12 protein-coding genes are annotated in these 13,798 nt (G+C 39.0%); 9 read left to right on the top strand and 3 right to left on the bottom strand.

Features of this window, described 5'->3' with window-relative positions:
• Nucleotides 1-48 precede the first annotated feature (48 nt).
• Together mutL and ND811_RS10305 are read right to left on the bottom strand one after the other, a co-directional pair.
• Nucleotides 49-1,866: a DNA mismatch repair endonuclease MutL gene (gene mutL, locus ND811_RS10310; protein WP_265352197.1), complete on the bottom strand. Its 1,818-nt coding sequence runs from the start codon at nt 1,864-1,866 to the stop codon at nt 49-51.
• A gap of 41 nt (nt 1,867-1,907) precedes the next feature.
• Nucleotides 1,908-2,282: a Fur family transcriptional regulator gene (locus ND811_RS10305; protein ID WP_265352198.1), complete on the bottom strand. Its 375-nt coding sequence runs from the start codon at nt 2,280-2,282 to the stop codon at nt 1,908-1,910.
• 104 nt (nt 2,283-2,386) lie between these two features.
• Between ND811_RS10305 and ND811_RS10300 the strand changes: the two genes are divergently transcribed.
• From ND811_RS10300 to ND811_RS10290, 3 genes are read left to right on the top strand one after another with little or no spacing between them, the layout of a single operon-like run.
• A complete protein-coding gene (locus ND811_RS10300) occupies nt 2,387-2,866 on the top strand; it encodes a flavin reductase family protein (RefSeq protein WP_265352199.1) in 480 nt (159 codons plus the stop codon).
• Nucleotides 2,867-2,875: 9 nt separating this feature from the next.
• Nucleotides 2,876-5,122 carry a phosphoribosylformylglycinamidine synthase subunit PurL gene (gene purL, locus ND811_RS10295; RefSeq protein ID WP_265352200.1) on the top strand — a complete coding sequence of 749 codons (2,247 nt, stop codon included), beginning with the start codon at nt 2,876-2,878 and terminating at the stop codon, nt 5,120-5,122.
• A gap of 32 nt (nt 5,123-5,154) precedes the next feature.
• On the top strand, nt 5,155-6,441 hold the full coding sequence (locus ND811_RS10290) for a hypothetical protein (protein ID WP_265352201.1): 1,287 nt from the start codon (nt 5,155-5,157) through the stop codon (nt 6,439-6,441).
• On the opposite strand, the gene ND811_RS10285 is transcribed toward ND811_RS10290, so the two are convergent.
• Nucleotides 6,429-6,992: a penicillin-binding protein activator LpoB gene (locus tag ND811_RS10285; RefSeq protein ID WP_265352202.1), complete on the bottom strand. Its 564-nt coding sequence runs from the start codon at nt 6,990-6,992 to the stop codon at nt 6,429-6,431. The genes ND811_RS10290 and ND811_RS10285 overlap by 13 nt on opposite strands.
• Before the next feature lie 419 nt (nt 6,993-7,411).
• Between ND811_RS10285 and ND811_RS10280 the strand changes: the two genes are divergently transcribed.
• From ND811_RS10280 to ND811_RS10255, 6 genes are all read left to right on the top strand, one after another.
• Nucleotides 7,412-7,789: a hypothetical protein gene (locus ND811_RS10280; RefSeq protein ID WP_265352203.1), complete on the top strand. Its 378-nt coding sequence runs from the start codon at nt 7,412-7,414 to the stop codon at nt 7,787-7,789.
• A gap of 270 nt (nt 7,790-8,059) precedes the next feature.
• Nucleotides 8,060-8,665, top strand: coding sequence for a P-loop NTPase family protein (locus ND811_RS10275; RefSeq protein WP_265352214.1), 606 nt, complete (start codon nt 8,060-8,062; stop codon nt 8,663-8,665).
• Between the two features lies 1 nt (nt 8,666).
• Nucleotides 8,667-8,924 carry a DUF8156 family protein gene (locus ND811_RS10270; RefSeq protein WP_265352204.1) on the top strand — a complete coding sequence of 86 codons (258 nt, stop codon included), beginning with the start codon at nt 8,667-8,669 and terminating at the stop codon, nt 8,922-8,924.
• 23 nt (nt 8,925-8,947) lie between these two features.
• The gene (locus ND811_RS10265; protein WP_265352205.1) at nt 8,948-11,242 is read left to right on the top strand and encodes a DNA polymerase domain-containing protein; all 2,295 of its coding nucleotides are present in this window, start codon (nt 8,948-8,950) and stop codon (nt 11,240-11,242) included.
• 510 nt (nt 11,243-11,752) lie between these two features.
• On the top strand, nt 11,753-12,721 hold the full coding sequence (locus tag ND811_RS10260; protein WP_135781556.1) for a PDDEXK family nuclease: 969 nt from the start codon (nt 11,753-11,755) through the stop codon (nt 12,719-12,721).
• Nucleotides 12,722-12,923: 202 nt separating this feature from the next.
• Nucleotides 12,924-13,658: a hypothetical protein gene (locus tag ND811_RS10255; RefSeq protein ID WP_265352206.1), complete on the top strand. Its 735-nt coding sequence runs from the start codon at nt 12,924-12,926 to the stop codon at nt 13,656-13,658.
• Nucleotides 13,659-13,798 lie beyond the last annotated feature (140 nt).

Below are 13,798 nucleotides of genomic sequence, written 5' to 3'. Positions count from 1 at the left end.
TCGAATCCGAGAATTCTATCAATGTTTTTCGGTTCTTTCCTCTAGGTTCTAGATCCTATGAAACATGGTTTCTAGATCTTTTCTTGTGAGTTTGATGAGAGTCGGTCGGCCGTGGGGACAAAGAGACGGGTTTTCACAATAGGACAATCTTTGTAAAAGTTCTCCGATGATGGCATCAGAGACTTGGTCTCCCTTTTTGATGGCAGAACGACAGGCCACACATTTTGCCATTTCATCATAGAGTTCTTTGTCTTCCGGATCTTTTTGTTTGAACCTTTCCCATAAATCCAAAATGGTTTCTGTTTCTTTCCCCGGATCTATGTAGGATGGAACTTCTCGGATGAGAATGGTCCCTCCTGAAAATGGTTCGAGTGTGATGCCTAGTTCCAAAAATGAAGTTCGTTCTTCTAACATCTCTTCGGCTTCTTCTTTTGTCAGTTCCAGGCGAATGGGTGTGAGTAGACTTTGCGACTTATACGCTTTGGACTTTAGATCCCTTAATACTTCTTCGTAACGAATCCTTTCGTGAGCGGTATGTTGGTCGATGATATAGAGTCCGTCCTCGGCTTCTGCCAGGATAAAGGTTTCAAACAAAACCCCATAATGTTTTTTAGGAACAAACAAATTGTGTTTTACAAGATGATCCCCTAACAAATGCAAATTGGTTCCCGCACCCATTCCTTCCAGGGAAAATCCTGGCCTACTTTCAATGGAACTTGGTCCAATCAGTGTGTCTCCATCGGTTTGGAGGTTTTGAAACATCCCTTGTCCAAATCCAAATCCTGGGCCAGCAAAACCAGAACCTCCTCCCTCGCCCCCACGATTTTCATATGGAATCGGCATAGAAAGTCTTCGACGCATTTCTAAAAATTCCACAGGGGTGGAGGTTCGTAACACTTCTGTGATCCCTTGGAATAAAATTCCTGTAATGGTTTCTTCTGATAAAAACCGAACCTCTTTTTTTTGTGGATGGACATTCACATCCACAAACTCACGAGGAAGGTCGAAAAAAAGATACGCATAAGGAAAGGCGCCACTTGGCAGAAGTTCCCCATAACAACGTTTGAGAATTTGTGCGGAGAATTTCAGTTCCACAGAACGGTTGTTCACAAAGAAAAATTGGCCAGTGCGGGACGATTTATAAAAATCCGGATGGGAAATCCAACCACGAAGGGTCATTCCATTGCGGCTGGAATTCACTGGCAAAAGATGATCCCGTAAATTTTCGCCATAAACAGATAACACACGTTCGAAGCCCTCTTCGGGAACTACATTCAAAACTTCCTTTCCATTCTGTAAATACCGAAACCCGATCTTTGGTTCGGAGACTGCCATAGTTTGGACTCGTGCCCTATTTTTTTTCTCTTCTCCCGTTTCAGTTTTTAAGAATTTACGCCTAACAGGTGTATTATAAAATAAATCTTTGATTTCAATTTTGGTTCCTAGGAAAAAAGGAATCTCTTCTTCTTTTACAATTTTTCCTTCTTCGACTATCACGCGGTAGGCGGTGCGATTTCCCTCTGTCCCGGATTCCAAAACCATCCGAGAAACAGAAGCAATGGATGCCAAAGCCTCTCCCCGAAACCCAAAGGTAAATAGATGTTCTAAGTCATGAAAGTCTTGGATTTTAGAAGTGGCATAACGTTTGATGGCAAGAGGCAAATCCTCTTTTTGGATTCCATGTCCATTGTCGGAAACAAGGATACGACCAAAGCCTGCAGAATCGGTAGCAATTTCGATTTTTGTGGCACCGGCATCGATGGAATTTTCGATGAGTTCTTTGAGAATGGAATGTGTGGACTCAATCACCTCTCCGGCGGCAATTTGGTTGATAAGATCCGCCGAAAGTGAATGAATGATGCCCATAGGACAATCATGGGATAGGGAACCTCCCTATCCATAAAAAATTACAGAGAATTACAAGAAGAACAGGTCCCTGTCACTACGATGTCCACGTGTTTGACTTGGAAACCTAGGCTCTGCAAATCTGTGTCTGTGCTTAACTTTAAGGGAGCCACATCCAAAACCTTCCCACATTCTGTGCAGAGTAAATGCGAATGGTCATCCAAAAAGGCATCATAACGAACGGAATCCGACTCGATATTCAGTTTGTTTACCATTTTGTGTTCTACCAAGTATTCCAAAGAATTGTAAACAGTGGCGAAACTAATTTTGTCAGCCTTTCCCCTTACCGATTCAAAAACCATCTTTGCTGTCGGGTGGTCTTTTCTTTCTCTTAGGTCATTAAAAATAAGTTCTCTATGTTTTGTGAGTGCTTTCATACCATTGCCTTAACCCTAAATCACTCGTAAATAATCAATGGGTCAAATGGAATTTAGTTTTTAGAATCCTTCCAGAAATTGATATTTGTCAATACGGAGGCTTTATGCCGGCATCGATAGACCAATTTAAATCTTCACTTTCCCGATGGGCCAGTGGCGTGTGTGTGATCACTTATGCTTCTGACTTAAAAAAGGGAGGAGTCACTGTTTCTAGTTTTTCTTCTGTTTCCTTAGAACCACCGTTAGTTTTATTCTGTTTGGCAAAAGATTCCAGCGCCAAAGAACCCATCGAAAAAGCAGGAAACTTCGTGGTGAATATTCTTTCTTCCGAACAAAAACAAATTTCCGCTGATTTTGCTTCTGGTTCCCTGGACAAAGCGGTTGTTTTGGAAGGACTAAAACCAGTAACCCTCTCCACCGGAGCCCCAGTTTTACCAGATTCGTTGGCCTCACTTGACTGTACAGTGAACCAAACCATCGATTGTGGGGACCACTGGATTTTCATTGGTCTTGTGGAAGCAGTAGTGACGAAAGAAGGATCTCCCCTCCTCTATTTCAATCGCAATTATAGAGAACTTGTTTAAGGAATCAGTATGGAAAAAGAGAAAGTTAGTCTGGAAGATGCAAAAGAACACGGACTTACGGAAACTGAATTTGTAGAGATCCAAAAGATCTTAGGAAGAATGCCTAACTCCACAGAGCTTGGAATCTTCTCCGCCATGTGGTCGGAACACTGCTCTTATAAAAATTCAATTTTAAAATTAAAAACCCTTCCCACTAAGTCAGAGAAACTTCTGGCCCAAGCGGGAGAAGAAAATGCAGGAGCTATGGACATTGGGGATGGTCTTGCCGTTGTCTTCAAAATTGAAAGCCACAACCACCCAACAGCCGTAGAACCTTACCAAGGTGCGGCGACTGGTGTTGGTGGGATCATGCGAGATATTTTCACTATGGGAGCTCGTCCCATAACTTCCCTCAACTCACTTCGGTTTGGTGACCCAAAAGAAGCGCGTAACAAGTATTTACTCACACGCGCAGTCAAAGGAATCGGTGATTACGGAAACTCTCTTGGGATTGCTGTTGGTGGTGGAGAACTTTTCATCCATCCTACATTTACCAAAAATCCACTCGTGAATGCCATGACAGTGGGAATTGCACGCCATGACCAAATGGCTTCTGCCTCTACCAAAGGTAAGGTGGGAAATAAAGTATATATTGTCGGAGCCACCACAGGTCGGGATGGAATCCACGGCGCAAGTTTTGCCTCCAAAGACCTCACCAAAGAATCGGAAGAAAAAAGATCTGCCGTCCAAGTGGGCGATCCCTTTATGGAAAAACTTCTGATGGAAGCATCCCTCGAAGCCATCCAAAAAAATCTCCTTGTGGGCATCCAAGATATGGGGGCTGCCGGAATTTCTTGTGCCACATCCGAGATGAGTGCGAAAGGAAAAACCGGTATGGATGTGGACTTAGACAAAGTTCCTTTACGGGAATCGGATATGAACGCCTACGAAATCATGCTTTCCGAATCCCAAGAACGAATGCTTGTCATTCCGGAAACAGGAAAGGAAGAAGAGCTAGTTTCTATCTTTCACAAATGGGGCCTGAATGCAGTAGAGATTGGTACTGTCACCGGAGACGGAATCCTTAAAATCAGAAAAGACGGAAAACTCAAAGCAGAAATTCCGGCAGACTCACTCGTACTCGGTGGTGGGGCTCCAAGGTATGTGAGAGAAGAAAAAAGACCAGCTTACCTTGATGAGGTGACAAAGTTTGATCCAAACAAAATCAATGATTTGTCTAAAGATACAGTTTCCCAAACATTAAATACCCTTCTCTCTTCTTTAAATATCAGCTCCAGACGACCTCTCTATGAGCAGTATGATACTGAAGTGGGACTTGTGAAAGTGGTAGAGCCTGGGGAAGACGGAGGTCTTGTACGCATTCCTGGTACCAAAAAAGGAATTGCTGTCGCCACAGACTGTAACTCGCGTTACACCTACTTAAATCCATACGAAGGGGCACAAATTGCCGTTTGTGAATCAGCAAGAAACGTTGCCTCCACGGGTGCAGAACCTTACGGGGTCACAAACAACCTGAACTTTGGAAATCCCTACATCCCAGAAAACTATTATATCTTTAGTGAATGTGTGAGAGGTCTTGGGGATGCATGTCGTTTCCTTGGACTTCCCGTGACGGGAGGAAACGTTTCTTTCTACAATGAATCCCCAGAAGGACCAGTGTTTCCAACACCTACCATTGGTATGGTGGGAGTAATTGATGATGTAGCAAAAGGACTTCACACTTACCCTCGCACAAAAGAAGAAGTTTTGTATGCCCTTGTGGGTGAATTCCAACCCACTATCTCTGCCTCCGAATACCTTTATAAGTTTCATGGCCTTGATACAGGGAAAATTCCAACCATTTCTCTCTCAAAGGAAAAAGCGGCCATTGACACACTCATCTCTTGCCGTAAAGAAGGACTTCTTACTTCCGCCAAAGACCTGTCACTTGGAGGCCTTCTTGTGGCACTGGCAAAAATTGTGATTTCAGGAAACAGAGGTTTGGAAGTAAACCTAGAAGAACTTCAAAAAAGTTTCAAACGTCTAGACGAACTTTGTTTTGGTGAAACGGGAGCATCTTTTGTGATCAGTTTTCTAAGCCAAGACGAAGAAAAAGTCAAAGAGAAATACACCAAAGCCGGACTTGGTTTTACAACTCTTGGGAAATCCAATTCCAAATCATCTCTTTCTGTCAAAGGAAATGGATTCCAATGGGAATGGACTGCCAAATCCTTAGAAGCAGAATTTGAATCAGGCCTGAAAGCTTATTTCGAATAGACAAATCTAATTTTTCGTAAAGGATAGGCCGAATGCGCCTATCCTTCTCTTCTTTTGTTTTTTTACTTCTCTGTATCCAATGTACAAGTATCGCCAAACGACAAGAATATGAAGACTCCCTCCGCGCTTACAAAAAAGCCAATTTAGAAAATGCCATTGATTACCTTCCGACAAAAGAAAAAAAGGGTTTTATTGGAATCCTCGAACGTGCCCATTTGGGATTTTTAAAAGGGGAAACCAATTATAAAAAACTGGAACAACTTGCCAATGATAGCAAAGAACGTCTTCGTTTCAGTGCTTCTAGATCTTTAAAATCGTTTTTCTATATGGAAACAGAAGAAGGATATTATGCCTCGGAAGCTGAAATCATCTACCTACACATCCTTCTTGGTTTGTATTACGTGCGGGCAGGAGAATATGAAAAAGGAAAAATCCAAGCACGGTATGCGGGAAACCTACTCAGTGGGGAATGGAGCGCAGAAGGTCAATTTGACGACCCCACCTTACGTCTATTACTTGCTTCCCTTTGGCTCTCAACTGGTTCGATAGAAGAGGCAAAAGTAGATTTTCGAAGAGCCAGCCAACAAAAACCCCAATCGGCCGCCCTTCGGTCATTGGCAAATGAAAGATTTTCGGGAAATGAAGAATTCATTTTGATATTTGGAGGCCCAGGTGCGGAACCAGAAATGGATCCATCTGTAAATCTAAACTTCATTCGGGGACTTCGAAATCTAAAATTCCGCTTATCAGGAAAACAAAGTCAACTCTCTCTCGTGGATGGCGGAACTAAAACTCCACTTGTATTAGAAAAAGATACTTTAATATGGTATGAACGTCACCTAACTCGAGATAATGCAATTTCCGAACTTATCGAAGATTCAAAATACTTTCAACTAGTATCTGCCAGTGCCTTAAAAGAAGGAACCAAAGGAACAGTCAAAGTCACCGGTGCCATCCTTGCCAGTGCCACGATTGTCGCCTTTGGTGCAGGTGTCGTTTATTTAGGAGCTGAAGCAAATTCGGGCCAAGCTATAGGAATGGGATTTGTCATTATTGGCTATGGTTTCAAACTCGGTGCCGATTGGATTGAAACTTCTTACGATGATGCAAGGAGAAATATGAGAAAAGATTTGGATATCTCTGACGAATACCGTTATGTCAGGTTTTTTCCAGAATATGTTTGGATGGGAAAATCCAGGTCAAACCTCGTCTCTCCCAAACTTCAGATGAATCCAGATAACTTACCTTATACTTTAAGCCCTGCTATGGGTAAAGTCAAAGTTCGATTTGGTTTTTTCCCAGACAATCAAAGGCCATAACCTTCTACTCGACTTGTTTTTAAAAAGTTTGTTTGTTCCGACCAAACAATTTGGTTGGTTTCCAAACTGACAAGAAAAAGTGTCACTGTGATGTATTGGATGCGAGATCCTGATTCGAAATTAACCACTTCATTGATTTCACCTTTGATTTTATGTGAAGGGGATTTAAATTTTCCCACAGCCAAACGAGAATCAGGCGAAACCATTCCTGTTTTCCCAAAAGCCATCTCCACACTTGCCTCCTCACGGATAGAAGTGTCCACAAAAGGAATCTTATCCTTTGTGAGTTGGTTTAAAATTTCATTACTAATGAGTTTGGTATCAATATGTTCTGAGGTAGAATTCTGAATTGCCTTCCACTCTAAGTAACCGGTCTTCAAATCTGATTTGTAGTATGTCGATAAAGAATGGCTCATACTGCGAGCCGTTTCTTTGACCTCCAAAACTCCCCACTGTTTGGTGGCCCTGGCTTTATCTATTTTTTGGTAAGAAACAGAAGAGCAACTAACAAATAAAAATGGAACTAAGATCGAAAGAAATAAAATACGCATTGGGGAGAGTTTGGTAGGGATTCGGTAGTTTGGCAAGAAAGAATGTGCGAATATAGTATCCCCGCCCGATCTCTGGGTGGGGAACTAGACCCGCCACCCAATGGTTCTCCTCTACCACGATAGGCCAAAACTTTCCACCGTAATCGACACTTAAAAAATTATTTTCTAAAAAAGTTCATACTTTGTCTCACTAATCATTTTATGTTTTGGGGCGCCTCCACTCTGTTAGTAGATCCGAATTCCCTTTAAAGACGGACCGGGCCACTCCGGGGTCCGCATTCGCTCCCGTCTGCCAAAGGCAGACCAAGCCCTCCGGTCCCTGGCGCAAAAAACCCAATCGTATTTGCAAAATTCTCATCCCTCAGCTCAAATATTGTCTTGAAACTTTCGTTACTCTGTCCAAACTTCTGGATGAACCTATGAGTAAATTTTTAATTCGTCTTAGCTTCTTTTTAATCCTGCTTGCCATTCTGTTTGCAGGTTACACTTGGCTCACCCTCCAATGGAGTTATTCGGAAGGAGACCGTGCGGGATACATCCAAAAACTTTCCAAAAAAGGTTGGATTTGCAAAACTTGGGAAGGGGAAATGGCCCTTGTCACAATGCCCGGAACCATGACAGAAAAGTTTTTTTTCAGCGTCCGGGATGAAGTCATTGCGGAAGAATTAAATCGATCCATTGGCAAACGGGTAGTTTTAGAATACGAAGAACATGTTGGAGTTCCCTTTAGTTGTTTTGCCGAAACCAGTTATTTTGTAACTGGAATCAAAACGGTCCAAGAAGTTCCACCTCTTTAAGTCCCTGTATTTTGGTTTTCTCTAGAGGTAAAAAAAATCTCTAGAGAAACAATCCCTTTCGCCTGTCACTTTATTACCGTTTTTACACCTCTCTCCTCCTGTATTTTCCGGAAGACCACTCGATCCTAAAATTGTTTCCCTATTTTATACCCAAACAAAAGAAAGTTTAGATGAAAAAGAGAAATGATTGAGTTTTTCCCACCGATCCAAAAAGAAAATGATAGACAAATTTCACTTTACATATTTTTACTATACACATATATAGTCTACATGAATCTAACGGAACACTCCCAAGTTTCAAACGATGTCTATGAACCCATCAAAAACTGGAACCAAAAAGATCTCGGAGTACTGACCGGAGAAAGAGGGATGTACCGGCTGGCACATTTTTGGCAATATGCGCTAGTTTGTTCTGGGTTTCAAGTTTTCAATCTAGACTGTGCCATCAGATTCAATCCTTTCACCATTGCCGAAGAAACCAGAAAACAAAATTTACAACCAGAACCATTTTTAGAACAGATCAGAGTTCAAAGGGCCTTTACCCCCTACCAAATCTTAGATGCAATCCAAACTATACTAAAAACAAAGGAAGAAAATACCATTTACTTTCTGTTAGCTCCTTGTAAACAATTTCTGGATGGAGATGTCAAAGAAGACGAAGGCCTATTTTTATTAAACAGGATGTTAGCATTTATAGAAAAATTTCCAAGTGAAAATGTCCCACTCCTCATTATCGAATCCTGGACCTATTCCCACAAAAATTTCCAAATCTTTTTTCCAAAACTACTACAGACCACACAAAACTTATGGGAATTAAAAACCGAAAAAGGTCTCTCTCGCATTCGTACAAGAAAAACTTCAATCACAGGACTTTAACATGGGAAGAACCATTGTTCCTTATTCTCGGCAGATGTTACAAATAGAAGAGAACTTATCTGACTTCCGAAGGTCTCTCCGAAGACAAGACCAAGAGATTTTCGATGAGCTAATGAGAACTGCCAAATTACAGGTACAAGCTGGTGTTATGGCATCTTTACCCTATCCCATTGACTCCATGATCTTATCCATGCTCATTGATCTAAAAAAAGAAGTGAATGAAATTAAAAAAGGCCTACAAAAAATCCCCGATAAGTGATTACACATTAAAGCAAAAAGACTATGGAAACATTCAAGGGTTACTTGTTTGATATCTACCACTCCGAACAAAAAATCTACCTTTGGTTAAGGTCTCTCGAGGGAGAACTTCGATTATTTTCTGATGAATTTTTACCTACAATCTACATTGACGCACCCAAAAACATTCTTCAAAAATTAGTAAAACGTTTTTATGAGTTAAACGCCTTAGCAGAAGTTCCCACCTTCACAGAAAAACGCCTTTTTTATGAAAATAGAACCATCTCCGTTCTCAAATTGGTGATTTCTAAACCACAACTCTTACCCAAAATCACAAACAAACTTTTTAACCTCTATGGAAAATACGACATCTATCATTCTGATATCGAAATCACCACGGGTTATATGGTCGAAAAAGACATCTACCCTCTGGCTTATTTGGAAGTAAGTTACGAAACAAAACACAACCAGAACCAAATTAGAAATATTCAGTGTTTATCAGATATCCATGATTTGGATTATGAAATCCCAAACTTTAGGACAGTCTCTCTCTACTTAGAAAAAAGCCAAAGGATCTCTTTACAACACAACACACTCATTGTTGAAATCAATTCCAATCAGTATAAAATACCAACAAATAATTCTACGAATTTGATACATAAACTAAATGAAATATTCAAAAAACATGATCCCGATATAGTTCTCACCTCCTACGGTGACCAAATCCTTTTTCCTTATCTCTTTAAAGCTTCACAAGAAAATCATATACCAACAGAATTTGATAGAGACAAAACAAGCACAATCAAACGTTCGATACAAACACAAGGAACTAGCTTTAATACTTACGGGACAATCGTGTTTAGAGCACCATCCTACCCTTTGTTTGGTCGATGGCATATAGACTCAAAAAACGGATTTGTTTATAAAGAAGCAGATCTTATGGGAATTATTGAACTTGCTCGTATCTCTCGTTTACCAATCCAAAAGATGGCAAGAGCATCAACAGGAAAAGCACTCACCTATATTGAGGTAGATGTAGCACTACGCATGAACTATCTTGTTCCTTGGCAAAAAAGTGCATTAGAGGCACCAAAAACAGCGTTGGATCTTTTAAACGCAGACAAAGGAGGACTGGTTTTTCAGGCTGACATTCAAAATGGATTTGTACTAGAAAATGTAGCTCAATTAGATTTTTCGCAAATGTATCCCAAAGTGATGGTTACACACAATATATCTCCCGAAACAATCAATTGTTTGTGTTGTAAAAATGAATCCAAAACAGAAATAGTTCCATCTTTAGGCTATCGAATCTGTAACAAAAGAAGAGGTATTGTTTCCGAGGCTCTTGCACATGTCATAGAACGCAGGGCTCATTACAAAAAACAATGTAAAGAACCCGGCCAAACCAACAAACATAACATAGAACAAAAACAATCCAGTTTAAAATGGATGTTGGTTACCTCTTTCGGCTATTTAGGTTATCGAAATGCAAAATTTGGAAAACTCGAAAGCCATGAAGCAGTCACAGCTTTTGGAAGAGAAAAATTACTTCTGGCAAAAGAAATTGCAGAAGACTATGGATACAATCTTGTGCATGCCATTACGGATTGTATCTTCATTCAAAAAAAAGATAAGTCACCAATCTCAGAAAGCCATCTTTTAGAAATATGTGAAACGATAAAAGCAAAAACTAAAATCACAATGGATGTGGAAGGTATCTTCTCCTGGTTATCCTTTCCACCTTCCACTCAAGATGAAAAAATGCCAGTTGCTAACCGTTATATGGGAAGATTTACCGACGGGCATTTCAAAGGAAGAGGGATCGCCTTAAGAAGAAAAGACTATCCTCATTACATAAAAACGGCACAACAAGAAATGATTCGCTGGATGTGTCAGTTTGAAACGATAGCTGATATGGAATCAAGAGAAGCCGAAATTTTAGAAATATTCAAAAAATATGATAACCCACTCTCCAAAGGCGATGTTTTCTGGAAAGACCTCCTCATACAAAGATCCACTTCTCACGATCCAGAAGATTACAGTGTAGACGCACCTAGCGCCGTGGCAGTCAAAGACTTATTAGAAATGGGAATCCACGTCCAAGCAGGAGAAAAAATTCGTTATTTAGTAGTAAACAAAAAATCCGAAAGAAAGGGAGAAAGGTACAAAACAGAAGAAAGGATCGAAACTAAAAACCCGCAAAATCCATTCATCTACGACAAAACCTATTACAGAAAACGACTACTCGCCTCATTCAAAGAAATCTGGACAGGGATTTCCAGTTTCAAAGATTTTGACGAATTGATTAGCGACGAACAGCTATTACCATTCAAATTTTAGAAAAAAATAAAATTCATTACAATATGCAAATTTACTTTTATTGCATAATTCGTAAAAAAAAACATAAATTGCAAACAAAAAAATACCTGTTAGATGAGAATTTCCAAGGCCTATTTAAAAAACGTTTGCACTAACCCTGTTACAAAAAAGACTCAGATTCGTTTTTCCAAACATGGGACTCAGGGGGCGAAGCTATGCCCTAACCCGCGATATTAGGTGAAATTTCCGCCCAAATCATAGCTAGAAGGCAGCAAGATTATGTCACATAAAAAGCCAATAATGCCCAAATACCGGATACTGACAACATGTGAAAATAAACGAATAACATATAGCAAACCAAGAAGCGAAATAAATACACTGCGATAAAATTCAGAATAAAGAAATTAAATGCTATACAAAGATCAGTCACCAAAGGTTATAAACCGAAAAACCATAACCAAGCAATGTTAGCAAATATCAGAAAAACAATTATTTTTCGTTATACGCCATTTCTTAAAATTTGGAGTAAATATGTATAAAATAGATTTAAAAAAGAAAGAATTGAACAAAATAGAATCTACAATTTTAAGAGATGAAAACCTTTTAGAGAGAAACGATTTGCAACAATTTATTTTTAATTCTTGGGAAACTTTCAAAAATGATATCGGATTACCAACATGTATTCTTATAGGACAAGAAATAAAACCACATGATACAATACAAGATTCAATTGACTTACTTGCAATCGATCAAAATGACTCATCACTCATAGTTATCGAATTAAAAAGAGATAAAAATAAATATCAGCTACTACAATCTCTCAATTATGCTGCGATGGTAGCTTCTTGGGATTCTGAAAAACTTGTTAATATTCTAGAAAAAAATAAAACAATATTATCAGCAGAGGCATTAGAATTAATAAAAGAAAATGAATTAAGTGGTGACATTCGAGTCATTCTAATTGCAGAAAATTACGACCCCGAAGTCATTATAACGTCAAATTGGCTATCAACTCAATATGGCCTAAATATAACAGCTTTCTCAGTCGGATTACACAAAATTGGAACTGAATTATTACTAGAAGTGGATCAAAAATATCCTCTACCTGAATTATCCGAAGCATATGAAACTCGTAGAAAGAAAAAAATAGAAGATGGAACCTCAGAAATAACCTGGGAGGAAATTATTCCTAAATTAAATTACGAATTTGCAAAAAAAGGTATAGAGTTATGTAAGAAGATAAAACAAGGAGATCCGAAAAGAAGAAGATTTGGAGATATTAGGAAAAATTATGAAGGATTTAATTGGATTAGCTTGAACTTCAGGGAGAAGTATATAAACATTTACACAGGCTGTGACGATAAGCAAATTTCTTCAGATAAAATTAATGAAATTTTTGGATCACATATACTCATTTCCGAATGGAGAGATGGAATAAGCTTTTCTATTTCAGAAAAAAATGATTTCAATAAACTTGTTGAATGGTTGAAATTAGAATAGAAAGAAACGGCGTATAACAGCGACTAACCGCTTCACTTCGGGACTTGCGCCCTCGTTCGGTCTCCGACACATAGGCTTCTGGCACTCCTCTTGCTTACGCAAGCGTCGTTCCAGTCCCTAACGTCCCGTCCGGGACTCAGGGCCAGCCTACGTCGGTTAGTCTAGTTCGTTATACGACATTTTTGCAGGATAATATAAACTAATGAAACAAATAATCGAAAGAAAAGACCTAGTATATGTAACCTTACTAATGCTACTATTAAACCTTATACTATTCACAAAAGACTTTTATCAGAATCCAAAAATATTCGAAGCAATTGGATTTCTATCTTCAGTCATATCGATAGTTTTATCAATTCTCGCTATCATATACACATTCTTCCAAAATTTTCATTCAAGCTCAGCAATTGAGGAGATAAATAACTCATCAAAAAATTTAGCAGATATATCCATTAAAATCAACGAAACAATGAAATTCGTTCAAAATGCGTCAGAAAATTTAAACACTGAATTAGAAAATAAATTTTCAGGTGTCAAAAAAGACATCGATGACGTAACGAGAAAAGCTATTAGCGATTCATTCAAAGATATAATAAAATATAACAATGAAGATATAAGCATCAACTCAAAAGATTACAAAAATATTATTGAAAGGTTTATACAATTTAACAGTAAATTCAATGTAAAAAAGATGCTCATGGAAATAGAAATTTTATCAACTACGACAGAAACAACTTTCGAAAAACTACAAGAACAAATGGTAAATCTTGTCGAAGATAATGAGTTAACCGAAGACCATAAACTTACTACAGGAATGGGATTCTTTCTTTGTTTTATTGAACTATTAAGTATTCTCAATATTTATTCTTATAGGGTAACGCAAAAAGGTGTAAAATTCGAAAAAGGAAATAATGACATAATAGATCTTTTAAAATAAAAACAGTCAACCAAAAACGTCGTATAACAGCGACTAACCGCTTCACTTCGGGACTTACGCCCTCGTTCGGTCTACGACACATAGGCTTTTGTCACTCCTCTTGCTTGCGCAAGCGTCGTGCCAATCCCTAACGTCCCATT

This window comes from Leptospira soteropolitanensis, assembly GCF_026151655.1.
GTDB classification, from domain to species: domain Bacteria; phylum Spirochaetota; class Leptospiria; order Leptospirales; family Leptospiraceae; genus Leptospira_A; species Leptospira_A soteropolitanensis.
This window is presented reverse-complemented; position numbering and strand designations above follow the sequence as displayed.

Coding starts and splice junctions, on each gene's coding strand:
- ND811_RS10290 (WP_265352201.1), top strand. CDS start 5,155: ATGCGCCTATCCTTCTCTTCTTTTGTTTTTTTACTTCTCTGTATCCAA.
- ND811_RS10305 (WP_265352198.1), bottom strand. CDS start 2,282: ATGAAAGCACTCACAAAACATAGAGAACTTATTTTTAATGACCTAAGA.
- ND811_RS10275 (WP_265352214.1), top strand. CDS start 8,060: ATGAATCTAACGGAACACTCCCAAGTTTCAAACGATGTCTATGAACCC.
- ND811_RS10280 (WP_265352203.1), top strand. CDS start 7,412: ATGAGTAAATTTTTAATTCGTCTTAGCTTCTTTTTAATCCTGCTTGCC.
- ND811_RS10260 (WP_135781556.1), top strand. CDS start 11,753: ATGTATAAAATAGATTTAAAAAAGAAAGAATTGAACAAAATAGAATCT.
- ND811_RS10300 (WP_265352199.1), top strand. CDS start 2,387: ATGCCGGCATCGATAGACCAATTTAAATCTTCACTTTCCCGATGGGCC.
- ND811_RS10285 (WP_265352202.1), bottom strand. CDS start 6,992: ATGCGTATTTTATTTCTTTCGATCTTAGTTCCATTTTTATTTGTTAGT.
- ND811_RS10265 (WP_265352205.1), top strand. CDS start 8,948: ATGGAAACATTCAAGGGTTACTTGTTTGATATCTACCACTCCGAACAA.
- ND811_RS10255 (WP_265352206.1), top strand. CDS start 12,924: ATGAAACAAATAATCGAAAGAAAAGACCTAGTATATGTAACCTTACTA.
- mutL (WP_265352197.1), bottom strand. CDS start 1,866: ATGGGCATCATTCATTCACTTTCGGCGGATCTTATCAACCAAATTGCC.
- ND811_RS10270 (WP_265352204.1), top strand. CDS start 8,667: ATGGGAAGAACCATTGTTCCTTATTCTCGGCAGATGTTACAAATAGAA.
- purL (WP_265352200.1), top strand. CDS start 2,876: ATGGAAAAAGAGAAAGTTAGTCTGGAAGATGCAAAAGAACACGGACTT.